This is a genomic window from Plastoroseomonas hellenica (assembly GCF_018129085.1).
Lineage (GTDB): Bacteria > Pseudomonadota > Alphaproteobacteria > Acetobacterales > Acetobacteraceae > Plastoroseomonas > Plastoroseomonas hellenica.
Genome location: NZ_JAAGBB010000035.1, coordinates 32,064 through 49,308, shown reverse-complemented (window position 1 = coordinate 49,308; position 17,245 = coordinate 32,064). Strand labels below are relative to the sequence as shown.

Here is a 17,245-nt window from a genome sequence, read left to right as displayed (position 1 = left end):
CTAGGCGCGGTGGAAGTCCAGCACGCGGCTCCGATTGGTGACAAGGCGCAGCGTGTCGGGCGCGTGCAGCCAGAGGCAGGCACGTCCGGGCCAGGGCGGACCGCCAACCGGCATCAGCGCCCGCGTGGCATCGAGCGGCGTCAGCGCCACGCGACGATGCAGCGGCCCCACGCCATAGCTGGCCTGCCCGCTGCCGTCGCCCGCGACCTCCAGCATCAGCTCTGCATGCTGCGCATCGGCACGCCATATCCCCGCGAAATCCCGCGACAGCGCAGCATCGGGCCGCACCGGCCGGAAGCGGCGCGATGCATGCCCGATCTCGCCGGCGATCCCCTCGCCATCGCGGCGCAGGCGGATCGGCAGGTAGGGCGAAAGGGACACGGCCTCCTCCGGCGCCTCGCCGACATGGAGCGCTTCCCGCGCGCCGAGGAAGGTCAGGGCGCCGCCGCGATGCTCGATCCAGGCCGGTCCGCCTTCCTCCACGAAGAGTCCGTCCGGCAGCATGTGCTGTGCCGGCTCGGGCAGCGTCGCGCCGAGCAGGGCGGCCATGACGCGCAGCGCCCCGGCATAGGGCTCCGTCTCCTCCCGGTTGGAGAGCAGCAGGACGCCGATGCCGCGCGCGGCATCGAGCAGAAAGTGGTTCTTGAAGCCTGGCAGATGCCCGCCATGGCCGATCAGCGGATGCCCTCCGAGGCTGGAGAGCGCGAGGCCGAGCCCATAGCCGACCGGCCGCCCATCGCCGAGCGTGACCGGCGTCGCAAGGCGCCCCAGCACATCGCCCGCCGGGCCGTCGCCGTGCAGCAGCGCGCCGAGCCAGGTGGCGAGGTCGCGGGCGCCGCCGCAGAGCGCGCCGGAGGCGGAGAGCGCCATGCCATAGGCGCCGATGCGCCAGGCCGCATCCGGGCCGGATCGCCAATAGCCATCGGCGAGGCCCGGCACCGGCTGGTCCCATGCGGCGGGGAAGCGGAAGCCGGTGCCGAGCCCTGCGTTCAGCGCCCCTTCCACCCAGGCGCCGAACCCCGTACCGCGCCGCGCGAGCGCCTGTTCGGCGAGGCGGTAGCCGGTGTTGCTGTAGGAGACCTCGCTGCCCGGCGCGGTATCGAGGCCGGGCAGCGCATTGGTGAAGGCATCGAGCGCAGGCCCATCCAGCGCCGCCGTGGAGGGAACGCCACAGAGCACATAGCTCTGCATCAGGTCGGGAATGCCGCCGGTCATGGAGAGCGCGCGGAACACCGGCACGCCCGCGATGGGTTCCGGCAACCCCGGCAGCAGGCTGCCAAGCGGTGCGTCGAGATTCAGGCCGCTACGCAGGGCGAAGGCGCAGAAGACATGCTTGGTGAGCGAGGCGAAACGCGTCGGGGTGGCGGCGGTGAAGGGAATGCCGTGCACCAGGCTCGCGAGCCCGGCGCTGGCCTCGCCCCGGATGCCGTCGCGGTCGAAGAGCAGCACGGTGCCGCCGGGCGCCGCCGCACCGGGAGGCGCCCATTCCGCCACGACCGCTGCCGCGGCGGCTTCGGCGGCATTCCAATTCGGACAGGTCATGCGGGCCCCTCCCGACGCGCTACACGCGACTCGCGGGCAGCGGCGGGAAGCTTAGTCCCGCGCAGCGGCCCGGCCAGGGTCCTGACGAAGAACGGCCCATGGAGGCCTGCCGAGGGATTTCCGTCCCTGGTGCGTCGGCCGTCGCAGCCGATGCTGGCGGCACTCGGCCCAAGCAGATCCCGTTCGGGCACAGCCCGAGCGGGTGAAAGATGCTTGGCAAAACAAGCTGGCCGGCGTGCCAGGGGCGGAAAAGCCCCGGCAGGCCAGAGCATGATGCGCTCGCAAGCGCTCACGCATCATGCTCTGGCCCATTGTTTGATCGCGTGATTCAGACTTTTCGGCGATTCCGCCTCAAGTCATCACGCTCTAGTCCTCGCTCTCCAGCCGCTCGATCTCGGCATCGGAGAGGCCGAAGTGGTGGCCGATCTCATGGATCAGCACGTTGCGGACCAGGCGGAACAGATCCACCCCGGTCTCGATCCATTCCAGCAGGATCGGCTCGCGGTAGAGCAGCACGGTGTCCGGCATCATCGGCACATCGGCGCCAGTCTTCTCGGTCAGCGGCACGCCGCGGTAGAGGCCGGTCAGCTCCCACGGGCTCTCGAGGCCCATCTCCCGCACCGTCTCGTCATCCGGCACCTCCTCGACCAGGATGGCGATGCCCTGCACCATGCGGCGCAGCGCCGCGGGGATGGCGCCGAGCGCCGTCTCCGCCATATCCAGGATCTCTTCGGTGGTGGGCGGCGTGCCGTGGCGCATGGACCGCAAATGGGGCGCCGCCGCCAGTGTGGTCAAGGGAGGAAGCAGCGATGGTGCAGAAGCTGGATGACACGGCCCGGGCGGGGCTGGCGACGGCGCTGCCGGCGTGGCGGCTGGCGGAGGGGCGCGATGCGATCACCCGTGGCTTCCGCTTCCGGGACTTCTCGGAGGCCTGGGGCTTCATGACACGGGTCGCGCTGCTGGCCGAGACGCAGGACCATCATCCCGAATGGTCGAATGTCTGGAACCGGGTCGAGATCCTGCTCAGCACCCATGACGCGGGCGGGCTGTCGGAGCGCGACCTTCGGCTGGCGAAGGCGATCGACGCGCTGGTCTGACGCTTGCGCTCATCGGCACGCGATCCAGGGACCGCGATCGAGGTGGAAGTGATCGCGGTGCGCGGCGTTGTAGTCGGGGCTCAGCACGGCACGGAACCAGCGGCAGGCGCCGTCGCGGACATCGCGGAGGAAAGCCGCTTCCGGCCCCTGCCCATTCCAGTGCCGCAGCACGGTGATCTCCCGCCCGTCGCGGAGGGTGAAGCCGGCGATGTCGATCGCATTCGCGGTCGCGTGCTGGCTGCGGCGCCCGGCCGCGGCGTGGTTCACGTTGCGGCAGGCATAGGCCCCGAGCTGCCGCACCGCCGCGACTTCACTCCCGAGATGCGCACGGGCGGCCTGCTGCAGCGTGTGCCGTTCGAACAAGGCCCAGGCCGCCGCCATGGGGCAGCTCACGACCGGCCCGCCTGGGGAGAGGCGCAGCGCCGCCGGCAGGCGCACCGCGTCCCGCAGTGCACAGCCATCCTCGGAAGCCCGGTCCGGCACGGGGAAGAGCGCGATGCGGGAGGCCGCGAAGGCGGCCCGGCACTGCTCCGGCTGCCAGGCCATGCGCGTCAGCTTCCAGCCGGTCAGCAGATTGGGCGGCGCGGCGAGGTCGAGCGGCGTACGCGGATCCCATGTGGGCGGCAGGTGGCGCAGCGCCAGGCCAATGACCAATGCCAGGAACAGGAAGCCGAACAGCCAGCGCATCCGCGTCATATGATGCGCCCGGACGGGATGAAAAAAGGGCCGGAGCTTGCGCCCCGGCCCTGAGTTTCAGGAGGAAACATCCGTCACAAGAGCAGCCTAGTCGTCCCCGGACCATTCCGGGGCACTCCGCCGGCTGCGGGCGGAGAAGCTCGGGTAACGAGGCGTCAGGCTGCGCGCCCCGGCCCGAAGAAATGGTGAATCCTGCGCTCAGAGCGCGACGGCGGCGCGCAGCAGCGCTTCCTGAACGGTGCCGGACGCCGGGGGCAGGCTGCTGTGCAAGGCAGCGCCGACCGCGGCCGCGGTGACAGCCATGCCGAGCCCACAACCCTCGGCCGAGGCCAGGAGGGGCGAGAGCAGGGACAAGGCGCCGGCGATGGCCATGGATCTTCCGTCGGGTATGAGGGTGGTTTTAAACGATATGTCGGAGTGGAACAGGTAAATTCCACTCTATTATGTATGTGATATCCCACCTCGCTCGGCGTCAAGCTTCATTCCGCCCCGAATCACGGCAGGCTTGCATGGCTGCCACCCCTGCGTTCCGCAAATCTCATGTTGCAATGCGATTAGCTGGTTTTTACGTTGCGTCGCGTTCCTATCCCTGACCGGAGGGTGGCGCCATGCCGGCGCGCAGCTTGTTGCCCTGTCGGCGCGCCATGCGCCGCCGCCGTCCCGCGGCCTGACCCGGCGCCATCGGCGAGGCGCCCCGATCCGCGCCATAATCGCCTCCCCTTTCCTTGCCCCGGACTGCCGCCAATGAGCCCCGCCTTGCCCCGACCTCTCACCTCCGCCGCCGGAGGGGCCGCCCTCTGATGCCGCGCGACGCAGCAGCGGAACCGGGGCAAGCGGCTGGGCTCCGCCCTCCGGCGGTGCGCCTGCAAAACCTGTCGAAGCGCTTCCCCGGCGCCCTCAAGCCGGCGCTCGATGATGTCTCGCTCGAGGTCGCGCCCGGTGAGGTCTTCGGCATCGTCGGACGATCCGGCGCCGGCAAATCGACGCTGATCCGCTGCGTGAACCTGCTGGAACGCCCGGATGCCGGCAGCGTGGAGGTGGAAGGCACCCTGCTCACCGGTCTCGATGAAGCCGGCCTCCGCGCCGCGCGCCGCCGTATCGGCATGGTGTTCCAGCACTTCAACCTGCTCTCCTCCCGCACCGTCGCGGAGAACATCGCCTTCCCGCTGGAGATCGCCGGTGTTCCGCGCGCCGCGCGCCGCACCCGTGTCGAGGAGTTGCTGCCGCTGGTGGGTCTCGCCGAGAAGCGGGATGCCTATCCGGCGCAGCTCTCGGGCGGGCAGAAGCAGCGCGTCGGCATCGCCCGCGCGCTCGCCTCCGCCCCCGGCCTGCTGCTCTGCGACGAGGCGACCTCCGCCCTCGACCCCGAGACCACGACCGAGATCCTGGCGCTGCTCGGCGATCTCCGCACGCGGTTGAACCTGACCATCCTGCTCATCACCCATGAGATGGCGGTGGTGAAGACACTCTGCGACCGCGTTGCGGTGCTGGAGGCCGGGCGCGTCATCGAACAGGGGCGCGTCTTCGACGTCTTCACCGATCCGCAGGCACCGACCACGCGGCGCTTCGTGGCCGAGGTGATCGGCACCGCGGTGCCGGCGGCAACGCTGGCCGCCCTGCCGGCGCCGAACGCCGGTGAGACGCGCCGGCTGCTGCGCGTGCTCTTCACCGGCACCGCCGCGACCCGCGCGGTGGTGAGCGAGGCGAGCCGGCGCTTCGGGATCGACCTCAACATCGTCTCCGGCCGGATCGATGCGATCGGCGACGCGCCCTTCGGCATCCTGGCGCTGGCCGCCTATGGCGCGCCGGGCGCGGTCGAAGGCGCAGCCGCCTGGATGCGCGGGCTCGGCCTGCATGTCGGCGACCTCGCGGCGGAGGAGGCCTGACCCATGCTGCCCTGGCTCACCCCCACCCTGCAGGACCTGCTGATCGAGGCCGCCTGGCAGACCGCGATCATGGTCGGCGGCGCGGCCGCCGTCTCTCTCCTCGTTGGCCTGCCGATCGCGCTGCTGCTGCATGTCACGGCCACAGACGGACTCAGCCCGCGGCCGGTGCTGAACCGGCCGCTCGGCCTCATCGTCAATGCGGTGCGCTCGACGCCCTTCATCATCCTGATGGTCGCGATCGTGCCCTTCACGCGGCTGGTCGCCGGCACCTCGATCGGCACCGGTGCGGCCATCGTGCCGCTGGCGCTGGCTGCCACCGCCTTCATCGCGCGCCTCTTCGAGAATGCGCTCCGCGAAGTCGATCGCGGCGTCATCGAGGCAGCGCGCGCCATGGGCGCGACGCGCACCCAGATCGTGCTGAAGGTGCTGGTGCCGGAAGCCATGCCGGGGCTGATCGCGGCGGTCACCGTCACCCTGGTCTCGCTGGTCGGCTATTCGGCCATGGCGGGTGCAGTCGGCGGCGGCGGGCTCGGCGATCTCGGCATCCGCTTCGGCTACCAGCGCTTCATGCCGGAGGTGATGGCGACCGTCGTGGTGCTGCTCATCCTTCTCGTGCAGGCCCTGCAGAGCCTCGGCGACCGCCTGGTGCGGCGCGCCACCCATCGTTGATCGGAGATGCCGGAATGATCACCACCACCCGCCGCGCCGCCCTGGCCGCTTCCCTTCTCGCCCCGATCGCGGCGCGGGCGCAGGCGAATGCCATCGGCACCGCGGCGCGGCCGCTGCGCATCGGCGCCACCGCCGGCCCGCATTCCCAGGTGCTGGAACAGGTGCGGGAGATCGCGGCGCGTCCGGACGGGCCGGGTGCCGGCCTCGTCATCCGGATCGTCGAGTTCACCGACTACATCCAGCCCAATGCGGCGCTCGCCGCCGGTGAGCTGGATGCGAATTCCTACCAGCATCAGCCCTTCCTTGATCAGCAGATCCGCGACCGCGGCTACCGGCTGGCCATCGCCGGCAGGACGCTGGTCTTCCCGATGGGCGTCTATTCGCGCCGCTTCCGCACGCTCGATGCCGTGCCGGAAGGCGCCCGCGTCGCCATCCCGAACGACCCGACCAATGGCGGCCGCGCCCTGGTGCTGCTGGCCGGGGGCGGTCTCTTCACGCTGCGCCCCGGCGCCGATTTCCGTGCGACCGTCGCCGACATCGCCGCCAACCCGAAGCGCATCCGCATCCTGGAGCTGGAAGCGGCGCAGATCCCCCGCGCGCTGGAGGAGGTGGACGCGGCGGCCATCAACACCAATTTCGCGATCCCCGCCGGGCTCAACCCGGTGCGCGATGCGATCCGGCTGGAGAGCGCGGACAGCCCCTATGCCAACCTGATCGCGGTGCGCGAGCAGGACCGGGAGGCGCCCTGGGTGCGGCGTCTGGTCGGGGCCTATCAGACCGATGCTGTCAGCGACTTCGTCCGCACCACCTTCCAGGGCGCCGTGGTGCCTGCTTTCTGAGCGTTTGATGGCCGGAAGGTCTGACTCGAACGCTCCGCTTCTTATGAGGATCCGAGCGATGCTTCTCACCCGACGCGGCTTCACCGCCGCCGCGCTGCTGCTGCCGGCCGCGGCGCGCGCCCAGGAATTCGGCTCCGCCGCGCGACCGCCCCGCGTCGGCGTCACCAGCGGCGTGCATGCCCAGGTGCTGGAGAAGGTGCGTGACGTGCTGGCGCGCGACGGCTTCACCATGCGCATCATCGAGTTCGGCGACTTCATCCAGCCGAACGCGGCGCTGGCGGCCGGCGAGATCGACGTCAATACCTATCAGCACCTGCCTTTCCTGGAAGCGCAGAAGGCCCAGCGCGGCTATGACTTCGTGCCCGTAGGCCGCACCGTGCTGACCCTGCTCGCGATCTTCTCCCGCCGGCACCGCAGCCTGGATGCGCTGCCACAGGGGGCGCGCATCGCCATCCCGAACGATCCCACCAATGGCGGCCGGGCGCTGCTGCTGCTGGCGCGCGCCGGCGTCATCACCTTGCGCCCGGGCGTCGACTACCGCGCGACGGTCGCCGACATCGCGGAGAATCCGAAGCGGGTGCGCATCCTGGAGCTGGAGGCGGCGCAGATCGCGCGTTCGGTCGCCGATGTGGACGCCGCCGCCATCACCGGCAACTACGCGGTGCCGGCCGGGCTGAACCCGCTGCGCGACGGGCTGATCGCGGAAGGCGCCGACAGCGTCTATTCCGTGCTGGTCGTGGTGCGCCGCGCCGATGCCGAGGCGCCCTGGGCGCGGCGCCTGGCTGCCGGCTATGCGCATCCGGAGGTGAAGGCCTTCGTCGAGCAGAGTTTTGGGGGCGCCGTCATCCCGACGGCGTGACATCGGGTCGGCCCTGGTGGCTGCGGATGCGCCGGGTGCAAGGCGTCGTCTGATACAGTGATTCTCGTGAGGGAGGGCTCTGATGACCGCGGATCCCGGCAGCCCGCGACTCCAGCGGGAGATCCTGCTCAATGCCTTCACGATGAACACGGTCGGGCATGTCTCGCCCGGGCTCTGGACGCATCCGCGCGACCATTCGCCCGACTACCGCAGCCTGCGGTACTGGACCGAGCTCGCGCGGCTCTGCGAACGCGGGCTGCTCGACGGGATCTTCATCGCCGATGTGCTCGGCATCTATGACGTCCACCAGGGCGGTCCGGAAGCCGCGCTGCGGCACGCCACCCAGGTGCCGATCAATGATCCGGCCATGCTCGTCTCGGCGATGGCGCTGGTCACCGAGCATCTCGGCTTCGGCATCACCACCAATCTGAGCTGGGAAGCGCCCTATCTGCTGGCGCGACGCATGTCGACCCTCGATCACCTGACGGAGGGGCGCATCGGGTGGAACATCGTCACCGGCTATCTCGACAGCGCCGCCCGCGCCATGGGCCTGCCGCGGGTGATGGCGCATGACGCCCGTTACGACCTGGCCGAGGACTACATGCAGGTCGTCTACAAGCTCTGGGAAGGCAGTTGGGAGGATGGCGCAGTGCGGCGCGACCGCGCGGCGGGCATCTTCGTCGATCCCGCACGTGTGCATCGCATCCGGCACCAGGGTCCGCATTTCGACGTGGATGCCATCCATCTCTGCGAACCCTCGCCGCAGCGCACGCCGGTGCTCTACCAGGCCGGCACCTCCTCTGCCGGGCGCGGCTTCGCAGGGCGGCATGCGGAGTGCGTCTTCGTCAGCGGCCCTTCGGCCGCGGTGATCGCGCCGCGCGTCGCGGCATTGCGCGCCGCGGCCGCGGCAGCCGGCCGCGCGCCTGAGGATCTCCGGGTGTTCAGCGGCATGGCCGTGATCGTCGCCGCGACCCGCAGCGAGGCCGAGGACCGCCATGCCGAGTATCTGCGCCATGGCAGCCCGGAGGGTGCGCTGGCGTTGATGTCCGGATGGACCGGGCTCGATTTCGGCGAGCTCGGCCTGGATGACGAGGTGCGCCGGATCGAAAGCGACGCCATGCGCACCGCCTTCGATAATATTGCCCGCACCGATGCCAGCCGCGCCTGGACGGTGCGGGAGGTGGCGGATTTCACCACCATCGGCGGCATCGCACCGGTGATCACCGGCGATGCCGCTGGTGTCGCCGATGCGGTGGAGGCCTGGGTGGAGGCGACCGGCGTCGATGGCCTGAACCTGAGCTCCGTGGTGATGCCGGAAACCTTCGAGGCCATTGTGGAGCATCTGGTGCCGGAGCTGCAGCGACGCGGCCGCTATAAGCGCGCCTATGCGCCGGGCACGCTGCGGCGGAAGCTGTTCGGGCGGGACCGGTTGGAGGCGCCGCACCCGGCCGCCGCCTGTCGCGCAGGGGGCAAGGCGCTGGGTTTGCTGGACTGAGATGAGCCACGCCGGGCCGCACCAGGTGGTGAATGGCGTTGACGCATCGTTCTTGCGCATCCTTCTTTTGGCCGCCGAACCGGAGCCCGCCATGCCGCATGTCGACCCCCGCTCTGCCCGTCCGCGACATCGCTTCGGCTTCTGTGCCGCCTTGCTGGCCGGCCTCGCGCTGACCTCCACGGCGCTCGCGCAGACGCTGACCATCGGCCTCGCCAATCCGGTCAACACGGTCGACCCGCATTTCACCAACACCACCGCGAACTTCGCGCTCTCCGGCCATGTCTTCGAAACGCTGATCGCCCGCGACGCCCGTAACCGCCTGGTGCCGGGGCTCGCCGAAAGCTGGGTGCCGGCCGGCGAGACGGTCTGGGAGTTCAGGCTGCGCCCGGGCATCACCTGGCATGACGGGCGGCCCTTCACCGCGGATGATGTCGCCTTCACCATCGCGCGCGTGCCGCATGTGCAGGGCAGCGCCGGCGGCTACAGCGGCGCGGTGCGCACGATCACCCGGGCGGAGGTGGTCGACGCCGCGACCATTCGCTTCCATTCGGCGCAGCCGAACCCGCTGCTGCCGAACGAGTTGAGCACGGTGCAGATCATCTCTCGCCATGCCGGCACCGACGCCAATCCGCCGGACTACAACAGCGGTCGGGCGATGATCGGCACCGGCCCCTATCGCTTCATCCATTACCGGCCCGGCGAAGGCGCCGCCTTCCAGCGCAACGACGCCTATTGGCGCGGCGCCGAGCCCTGGGCACGCGTCAACTACCGCTTCATCGCCAATGACGGCGCCCGCACCGCGGCGGTGCTCGCGGGCGATGTCGACGTGATCGAGCAGGTGCCGGGCAACGACCTGCCGCGGCTCCGGCGCGACCCACGGGTGAGCATCGCGGAGATCAGCGGCATAAGGCTGATCTACCTGCAGGCCGATTTCTCCCGACAGGGCGGCGACGTGCCGGGCGTTACCGACAACAATGGCCAGCGCCTGGCGCGCAACCCCTTCCTTGATCTTCGCGTCCGCCGGGCGCTCTCGATCGCGATCGACCGGCATGCGCTGGCGGAGCGCATCATGTCCGGCACCGCGGTCCCGACCGGGCAGTGGCTGCCGGAGGGCAGCTATTCGCATAACCCGGCGGTCGGCGTGCCAGCCTTCGACCCCGGCCAGGCGCGGCGCCTGCTGGCGGAGGCCGGCTTCCCGCAGGGCTTCCGCATGATGCTGACCACGCCCAATGACCGCTATCCCGGTGATGCCACGACGGCCCAGGCCGTGGCGCAGTTCTGGACCCGCATCGGCGTGCGCACCGAGGTCGAGAGCCTGCCCTGGTCGAGCTACCAGACGCGCGGGCGGCAGCAGGAATTCGGCTTCCGCCTGGGCGGCTGGGGCAGCAGCACCGGTGAGGCGAGCTATCTGCTGCGCAACGTTATCGGCACCTATGATCGCGCGCGCGGCTGGGGCACGCCGAATTACGGGCGCTACAGCAACCCCGCGCTGGACGCCATGACCAGCCGTGCCATCGCCACCATGGACGATGAAGTGCGCGAGACGCTGCTGCGCGAGGCGGTGCAGGCCGCGGCCGAGGATCTCGGTATGCTGCCGCTCTTCCTGCTGAAGAATGCCTGGGCGGTGCGCCGCGGCTTCCGCTACGAGGCGCGCGCCGATGAACAAACCCTCGCCGCATCCACGAGGCCAGCCCCATGATCCCCCGTCGCACGCTTCTCGGCACCGCCGCTGCCGCGGCCCTGGCCCGCCCCGCCCTCGCGCAGGGCGAGGCAGGGCAGGTGCTGCGCTTCATCCCGCAGGCGGATGTCACCACCCTCGATCCGCTCTCGACCACCTCCTATGCGGTGCGCAACCATGCGCATCTCTGCTGGGACACGCTCTACGGGCTGGACCTCGAGTTCCGGCCGCAGCCACAGCTCGCCGAAGGCCACCAGGTCGAGGATGGCGGGCTGCGCTGGGTCTTCACGCTCCGCGACGGCCCGACCTTCCATGACGGCGAGAAGATCCGCGCCGCCGATGCCGTCGCCTCCATCCGGCGCTGGATGGTGCGCGACACCCATGGCCAGACGCTGGCCGCCCGGCTCGAGGAGATCCGGGTGCTGGACGACCGGCGCTTCGCGCTGCGGCTGCGGCGCCCCTTCGGCGTCATGCTGGATGCGCTCGGCAAATCCTCCTCCTATCCCTGCTTCATCATGCCGGAGCGCTTCGCGAATACGCCGCCGACCACGCCGCTGACCGAGATCGTGGGTTCCGGCCCCTATCGCTTCGTGGCGGGGGAGCTGCGCTCCGGCGCGCAGGTCGTCTATCGCCGCTATGACCGCTACAGCCCGACGCCGCAGGGCGCGCCCGGCGGCACCGCCGGCCCTAAGCTCGCGCATTTCGAGCGCCTCGAATGGCGCATCATCATGGATCCCGCGACCGCTGCGGCCGCGCTGCAGGCGGGCGAGGTCGATTGGTGGGAGCGCGTCGCGCCTGATCTGCGAGACCTGCTCGCGCGCCGGCGCGATGTCGTGGTGGAGCGGCTGGAGACCAACGGCACCGTCGCCATGCTGCGGCCGAACCACCTGCATCCGCCCTTCGACGATCCCGCGGTGCGCCGCGCCTTCCTGCCGGCGCTCGATCAGGCGGAGTTCATGGCGTCCATCATGGGTCCCGACCGGGCGCGCTGGCGCGACGGAGTCGGCTGCTTCCCGCCGGGATCAACACTCGCCTCCGATGCCGGTCTCGCGGCGCTGCAGGGGCCGCGCGACCTGGCCCGCGGCCGGGCGGCGCTCGCCGCCACCGGCAAGGCCGGCAGCCGCGCTGTGGTGCTCAACCCTGGCGATCAGGTGAACAACAACGCGCTGACCCTGGTCGCGATCGACCTGATGAAGAAGCTCGGCCTGGATGCGGTCGACGCGACCTCCGACTGGGGCACCATGCTGCAGCGGCGGAGCCGGAAAGAGCCGCCGACCCAGGGCGGCTGGAATGCCGTCGTCGTCCTCTTTGGCGGCGAGGACCTGGCCAATCCCGGCGGCCATCCGCTGCTGCGCGCCAATGGCGGTGACGCCTGGTTCGGCTGGCCGAGCAGCGCCCGGCTGGAGGAGCTGCGCGAAGCCTGGCTGGAAGCCGCGGACCTCGAGGCGCAACAGCGGATCGGCCGCGACATCCAAACGCAGTTCTTCGAGGATCTGCCATATTGGCCGCTCGGCCAGTACTTCCTCGACAGCGGCTATCGCCGCGGCCTGCAACTCGGCCGCCGCGGTGTCACCCTGCCGCTGAATGTGCGGCGGGGCTAGAGCAGATCGCCGGAGGGCGGGATCGTCCGGAGGCGTGAATCTGCTCGCCAAGCAATGGGCTGACGCTCAGGCGGCTTCCGCCAACCCGAGCAGCCCCAGCACCTCGCTCCGCAGCGCCACCAGCCGCGGATCGTCGCGCCGACGCGGCCGCGGCGTCTCCACGCGGAGGTCGGCGAGGATGCGCGCGGGACGGTCGCTCAGCACCAGCACGCGGTCGGCGAGCAGCAGCGCCTCCTCCACGTCATGGGTCACCAGGAGGGCGGTGAAGCCCGCCCGCTGCCAGAGTGCGGAGAGCTCCCGCTGCATCGCGAGCCGCGTCAGGCTGTCGAGCTTGCCGAGCGGCTCGTCCAGCATCAGCAGATGCGGATCATTGACCAGCGCGCGGGCGAGCGAGGCGCGCTGCGCCATGCCGCCCGAGAGCTCGTGCGGATAGGCGGCCGCGAAATCGGCGAGCCCGACCAGCGCCAACGCCGCATCGATGCGTGCCGCATCGCGCTTCAGCGTGCCGCGCGCCTCCGGCCCCACCGCCGCATTGGCGCGGACCGTGCGCCAGGGGTAGAGCGTCGGATCCTGGAACATGATGATGCGGCTGGGATCGGTGCCGGTGATCGGCTGCCCATCGACCAGGATGCTGCCCTCGCTGGACGGCTCCAGCCCCGCGACCAGGCGCAGCAGGGTGGATTTGCCGCAGCCGGAGGGGCCGAGGAGCGCCACGAACTCGCCCGGCTCGGCCACGAAATCCACATCCTCCAGCACCGGCAGGTCCTGCCCGCGCAGCTCGAAGGCGTGGCGCACGCCACGCACCTCGAGACGGAATCCCCGCTTCCCGCTCACCACCGCACCAGCCCCTTCTGCCAAGAAAGCAACCGGTCGCGCAGGCGGAAGAGCAAGGTCACCGCGCCGGAGCAGAGCGCCGCCAGCACCAGCAGCGCGGCATACATGTTGCCGTAGGAGGCCCAGCCCTGGGCCCATTGCATGTACCAGCCGAGCCCGGCCCTGACCCCCATCATCTCCGCCACGACGAGCACGGAGAAGGAGGCGCCGAGCCCCATGAAGAGGCCGACGAAGACCGAGGGCATGGCCGCCGGCACCGCCACCTTGCGCACCAGGAACCAGGGCGAGGCGCCCATGGTGCGGGCCACGTCGTAATAGGATTTGCCGACCGCCGAGACGCCCGACCAGGTGAGCACCGCGACCGGGAAGAAGCTCGCCAGCGCGATCAGGAAGGTGCTGGCCCCGCGACTGGAGGAGAAGGCGAAGAAGGCCACCGGCAGCCAGGCGGTGGCCGGCAACGGCCCGATCAGCCGGATCACCGGATGCACCCAGTAGCCGACGAAGCGCGACCAGCCCATGGCGACCCCGGTCAGGAAGCCGATCGCCGCGCCGAGCAGATAGCCCGGCACCACCAGCAGCAGCGAGCGCAGCACGCTCTCACCGAGCCGGGCCCAGTCATCGGTGAAGACTTCCAGGATGCTTTGGGGCGCCACGAAGAAGGGGCGCGGCAGCACAGCATACTTCGCCGTCACCAGTTCCCAGGCGACGAGCCCCAGCGCGAGGGCCACGAGCCAGGGACCGGCGGCGCGGAGCTGGCCGATGCGGCTCTCGCGCCGCGCCGGCCGCCGCCCGACCGCCACAACGGCCGCCAGGATGACGACGCCGATCGCCGCCGCCGCCAGGGCGAGAAGATCGGTGCGGCCAAGATCGTCGTCATCCGGCAGCCAATGCGTCAGCCCGGCGGCCGCCAGCCAGACCAGCGCCGCCACGACGCCGCCGGCCCAGACCGGCAACGGCGGGCTGGGGCGGGCGAAGCCGGCGGCGCTGGCGGCACCGTCCAGGCGATTGGCCGACCCGATCCTGTGCGCGATGCTGTTCATGCCGGAGTTCCCAGCACATCCGCATAGATGCGATCGGCCAGGCGCTGCGGGTTGGTGTTGGGCCGGATCACCCGCACCAGCTTCAGCTCCTCGATATAGGCGGCGAGCTGATCGCGCAGCTCGTGATTGTGCGGATGTTCGCCATGGGTGTGGCTGCGCAGCATGGCGGCGAGCTGCGCCGCGCTGGTGCCCCGCGCATTGGTCAGGAAGATCTCCGCCGCTTCGTCCGGATTGGCGTGGACCCAGTCCTGCGTCTCCAGCAGCGCGCCGGTGACGGCGCGGGCGGCGGCGCGGTCCTCGCGCAGCAGGCTGCCGCGGAGGCCGAGGATGCAGCAGGCGCGGTGCGCGTATTCGCCGTTCAGGTTGTTCGCGACCTCATGCAGGTCGTCCCGTTCGCGCAGGATCCAGGCCATGGGGTCGCCCAGCGTGATGGCCTGGACGTCGCCGCGCTTCAGCGCCTCGCCCAACAGATCGGCGGGGAAGGCGCGATAGGTGATGTCGCGCTCGGGATCGAGGCCCAGCTTGGCGGCGACGATGGCGAAGAAATTCTTGTCCGGCGCACCCATATCGGTGACCCCCAGCGTCTTGCCGCGCAGATCGGCCACCGACTCGATGCCGCTGCCGCGCAGCGCGAAGAGCCGCATGCAGCCGCCATGGATGGCGGTGGAGATGCGCACGTCGAAGCCCTGCTCCAGCGGCTTCAGCCAGCGCAGCGCCATGCCGATGCCGGCATCGGACTTTCCGGTCGCGATCGCTTCCAGGAGCTGGTCGGTGGAGCCGCCGAAATTGACCAGCTCCACATTCAGGTTGTTGCGCTCGAAGAAGCCGCGCTGCACGGCGACGAGGGCGCCGACGGTGCAGATGGAGTTGGCGTTGAAGCTGAGCTTCAGATTTCGCCGCGGCCCCGGCGCGGCATAGCCGCCGCCGGCCGCCGCCGATGCCGGCCGGCAGATGACGGAAGGATCGGCGAAGGGATCGGCGACGCGCGCCGCCCGCGGCGCCATGGCGCCGAGCGGCAGGGTCAGGGCGACGGCGCCGGCGGCGCGCAACAGGCCGCGGCGATCACGGGTGGTCATGGACATGGTCAGCCTCCGACGGCGGAAGGGATGGGGTTCGTGGCGATGTCGTCCGCGCGCGTGACCTCGCCTGAGATCGCCTGCGGGTGGCGGAGCAGATTCAGGATGGGACAGACGCGCTCGACCGCGTCGCGCACCTCGGCGACGGCGTCGTCCGGCGCGTCGGTCTGGATGCGCACGGTGTAGCCGATGCCATGCGGCTCCCGCGGGATCACGTCATGTCCCGGCATCCCGGCGCGCTGGTCGATCCGGCCGCGCACCTCCACCTCGATCGCATCGAGCGGCAGGCCGAAGGCGGCGGCCTGGATCAGCCAGGTATGGGTGATCCAGCTCCCGAGCGCGCCGAGCGCGATCTCCGGGGAAGACGGTCCCAGGTCATAGCCCACGAAATCAGGTGGGCTGTCGCTCAGGAACTGGAAGTCGCGGATCCGGATGCGGCGCACCCCGCTGCGGCCCTCCGCCGTGACGGTCGCCTGCAAGGTGGCCGGCGCATAGCCGGGCGCCGCGGCGCGCGCCTTCAGCGCGTGGAAGGCGTCCTGCTTGTGGCGCAGATAGGAGTTGAGCGTGGTCATTCCGGTGCCCTGCATTCCGATGGCGGAGGCCGCGCCCCCGATGCGTCACGCGGAATCACGCATAATTTTAAGTCTTTTGCAATAATACACTTTCTAGAATCGCGTTTTCCTTTCCGACGGTGCCAGGCCTCGCATTCTCGCCGTCGGCGGAAGCCGCGGAGCGCAGATTTTCCTCGGCCGGTTCGCCACTCGGAGATGCCCATCCGCTGCCCTTCTCGTTGTACCGGCCCGCGAGGGATGGGCGGGCATTACGCCATAACCAGAAAATTGATGTGATTTTTTAAGTTTGACGATTTTTATTTGGTAATTTACGGATCGAGGGCCAGGGAACGCGCCCGGGCGCACCTGTCGGGATTTCTGATGAAGCTGAATCCGCCCATGGCCATCGGAGCGTTCCGCGAACCTGCTTCGGCCATGTGTTGCCGCACCGCCTGATCGCCGCCAGCGCCTTCCCGTCAGCCCTAGGTTTCCGTCGCGGCCCGCCCTCGCCGCGCGCCCTGCTTGGAGCATCGCCATGTCCGGCCAGGCCATCGCCGCCACCGCCTCCCCATCTGCCACCCCGGCCAGGGCGCCGCGGCGCGGCCCGCCGTTGCATCGCCGGCTGATCAATGTCCGCCGTTTCCTGGTGCCGGTGCTGCTCGTCATCCTCTGGCAGCTCGCCGCCGATGTCGGGCTGATCTCGACCCGGCTGCTGGCGCCGCCGGCCGCGATCGCGAGTGCCGCCTGGGAGCTGATCGCCTCCGGCGAGCTGCCCTATCACCTGCTGGTGTCACTGCAGCGGGTGGCGATCGGCCTGGCCATCGCGCTCACTGCTCGGGTCTCGCTCGGGCTGATCGCCGGGCTCTCCAAGCTCGGCGAGGATGCGGTGGACGCCACGCTGCAGATGCTGCGCGCCCTGCCCTTCCTGGCCCTGGTGCCGCTGTTCATCCTCTGGCTCGGCATCGGCGAGGCGACCAAGATCGCGCTGGTGGCGCTCGGCGCCACCTTTCCGATCTACCTGACGCTGTTCGGCGGCATCCGCGGCGTCGACCCGAAGCTGCTGGAGGCGGGGCGCATCCTCGGCCTCAACCGTGCCGAGCAGATCCGCCACATCATCCTGCCCGGCGCGCTGCCGCAGGCGCTGGTCGGGTTGCGCTATGCGCTCGGCACTGCCTGGCTCAGCCTCGTGGTCGGCGAGCAGATCAACGCGACTGCCGGCATCGGCTTCCTGGTGATGGATGCGCGGGAATTCCTGCGCACCGACATCATCCTGGTGGGCCTCGTCGTCTACGCGCTGCTCGGCCTCGGCGCCGATCAGCTCGTGCGCGCGCTGGAACGGCGGACCCTCGCCTGGCGTCCCTCGCTGATCCGCGAGGCCTGAG

At 70.3% G+C, this 17,245-nt stretch carries 17 protein-coding genes; 9 read left to right on the top strand and 8 right to left on the bottom strand.

What is annotated here, in order from left to right:
• Complete coding sequence (locus GXW71_RS24170) at positions 1 to 1,542, bottom strand: serine hydrolase domain-containing protein (protein ID WP_211855255.1); 1,542 nt, start codon at positions 1,540 to 1,542, stop codon at positions 1 to 3.
• A gap of 366 nt (positions 1,543 to 1,908) precedes the next feature.
• Positions 1,909 to 2,301, bottom strand: a complete 393-nt coding sequence (locus GXW71_RS24165) for a metallopeptidase family protein (protein WP_211855254.1) — start codon at positions 2,299 to 2,301, stop codon at positions 1,909 to 1,911.
• A 50-nt stretch (positions 2,302 to 2,351) separates the two neighbouring features.
• Between GXW71_RS24165 and GXW71_RS24160 the strand changes: the two genes are divergently transcribed.
• Positions 2,352 to 2,639 carry a 4a-hydroxytetrahydrobiopterin dehydratase gene (locus GXW71_RS24160; protein ID WP_211855253.1) on the top strand — a complete coding sequence of 96 codons (288 nt, stop codon included), beginning with the start codon at positions 2,352 to 2,354 and terminating at the stop codon, positions 2,637 to 2,639.
• A gap of 9 nt (positions 2,640 to 2,648) precedes the next feature.
• Here the strand turns inward: GXW71_RS24160 and GXW71_RS24155 are convergent, their stop codons facing one another.
• Positions 2,649 to 3,335 (bottom strand): extensin-like domain-containing protein, encoded by a 687-nt coding sequence (locus GXW71_RS24155; protein ID WP_211855252.1) that lies wholly within the window; start codon positions 3,333 to 3,335, stop codon positions 2,649 to 2,651.
• Between the two features lie 198 nt (positions 3,336 to 3,533).
• Positions 3,534 to 3,707: a hypothetical protein gene (locus GXW71_RS24150; protein ID WP_211855251.1), complete on the bottom strand. Its 174-nt coding sequence runs from the start codon at positions 3,705 to 3,707 to the stop codon at positions 3,534 to 3,536.
• 428 nt (positions 3,708 to 4,135) lie between these two features.
• Here GXW71_RS24150 and GXW71_RS24145 point away from each other — a divergent pair, with 428 nt between their 5' ends.
• From GXW71_RS24145 to GXW71_RS24115, 7 genes are all read left to right on the top strand, one after another.
• Positions 4,136 to 5,221 (top strand): methionine ABC transporter ATP-binding protein, encoded by a 1,086-nt coding sequence (locus GXW71_RS24145; RefSeq protein ID WP_211855250.1) that lies wholly within the window; start codon positions 4,136 to 4,138, stop codon positions 5,219 to 5,221.
• Between the two features lie 3 nt (positions 5,222 to 5,224).
• Positions 5,225 to 5,890 carry a methionine ABC transporter permease gene (locus GXW71_RS24140; protein ID WP_211855249.1) on the top strand — a complete coding sequence of 222 codons (666 nt, stop codon included), beginning with the start codon at positions 5,225 to 5,227 and terminating at the stop codon, positions 5,888 to 5,890.
• 14 nt (positions 5,891 to 5,904) lie between these two features.
• On the top strand, positions 5,905 to 6,729 hold the full coding sequence (locus GXW71_RS24135) for a MetQ/NlpA family ABC transporter substrate-binding protein (RefSeq protein WP_211855248.1): 825 nt from the start codon (positions 5,905 to 5,907) through the stop codon (positions 6,727 to 6,729).
• A gap of 58 nt (positions 6,730 to 6,787) precedes the next feature.
• On the top strand, positions 6,788 to 7,588 hold the full coding sequence (locus GXW71_RS24130) for a MetQ/NlpA family ABC transporter substrate-binding protein (RefSeq protein WP_211855247.1): 801 nt from the start codon (positions 6,788 to 6,790) through the stop codon (positions 7,586 to 7,588).
• 82 nt (positions 7,589 to 7,670) lie between these two features.
• Positions 7,671 to 9,083, top strand: a complete 1,413-nt coding sequence (locus tag GXW71_RS24125) for an LLM class flavin-dependent oxidoreductase (RefSeq protein WP_246526848.1) — start codon at positions 7,671 to 7,673, stop codon at positions 9,081 to 9,083.
• Positions 9,084 to 9,174: 91 nt separating this feature from the next.
• The gene (locus tag GXW71_RS24120; RefSeq protein WP_211855246.1) at positions 9,175 to 10,782 is read left to right on the top strand and encodes an ABC transporter substrate-binding protein; all 1,608 of its coding nucleotides are present in this window, start codon (positions 9,175 to 9,177) and stop codon (positions 10,780 to 10,782) included.
• A complete protein-coding gene (locus tag GXW71_RS24115) occupies positions 10,779 to 12,362 on the top strand; it encodes an ABC transporter substrate-binding protein (protein ID WP_211855245.1) in 1,584 nt (527 codons plus the stop codon). Before GXW71_RS24120 ends, GXW71_RS24115 begins: the two co-directional genes overlap by 4 nt.
• Before the next feature lie 66 nt (positions 12,363 to 12,428).
• Here the strand turns inward: GXW71_RS24115 and GXW71_RS24110 are convergent, their stop codons facing one another.
• Genes GXW71_RS24110 through GXW71_RS24100 form a run of 4 tightly spaced genes read right to left on the bottom strand, consistent with a single transcriptional unit; the run spans position 12,429 to position 15,884 of the window.
• Positions 12,429 to 13,157 (bottom strand): ABC transporter ATP-binding protein, encoded by a 729-nt coding sequence (locus GXW71_RS24110; RefSeq protein ID WP_367617361.1) that lies wholly within the window; start codon positions 13,155 to 13,157, stop codon positions 12,429 to 12,431.
• Between the two features lie 35 nt (positions 13,158 to 13,192).
• Positions 13,193 to 14,236: an ABC transporter permease gene (locus GXW71_RS34960; RefSeq protein ID WP_246526846.1), complete on the bottom strand. Its 1,044-nt coding sequence runs from the start codon at positions 14,234 to 14,236 to the stop codon at positions 13,193 to 13,195.
• Positions 14,233 to 15,318 (bottom strand): ABC transporter substrate-binding protein, encoded by a 1,086-nt coding sequence (locus GXW71_RS24105; protein ID WP_246526845.1) that lies wholly within the window; start codon positions 15,316 to 15,318, stop codon positions 14,233 to 14,235. The genes GXW71_RS34960 and GXW71_RS24105 overlap by 4 nt, the downstream gene beginning before the upstream one ends.
• Positions 15,319 to 15,320: 2 nt before the next feature.
• The gene (locus GXW71_RS24100) at positions 15,321 to 15,884 is read right to left on the bottom strand and encodes an OsmC family protein (protein ID WP_211855243.1); all 564 of its coding nucleotides are present in this window, start codon (positions 15,882 to 15,884) and stop codon (positions 15,321 to 15,323) included.
• Positions 15,885 to 16,398: 514 nt separating this feature from the next.
• Between GXW71_RS24100 and GXW71_RS24095 the strand changes: the two genes are divergently transcribed.
• Positions 16,399 to 17,244, top strand: coding sequence for an ABC transporter permease subunit (locus GXW71_RS24095; protein WP_211855242.1), 846 nt, complete (start codon positions 16,399 to 16,401; stop codon positions 17,242 to 17,244).
• Position 17,245: the final 1 nt, after the last annotated feature.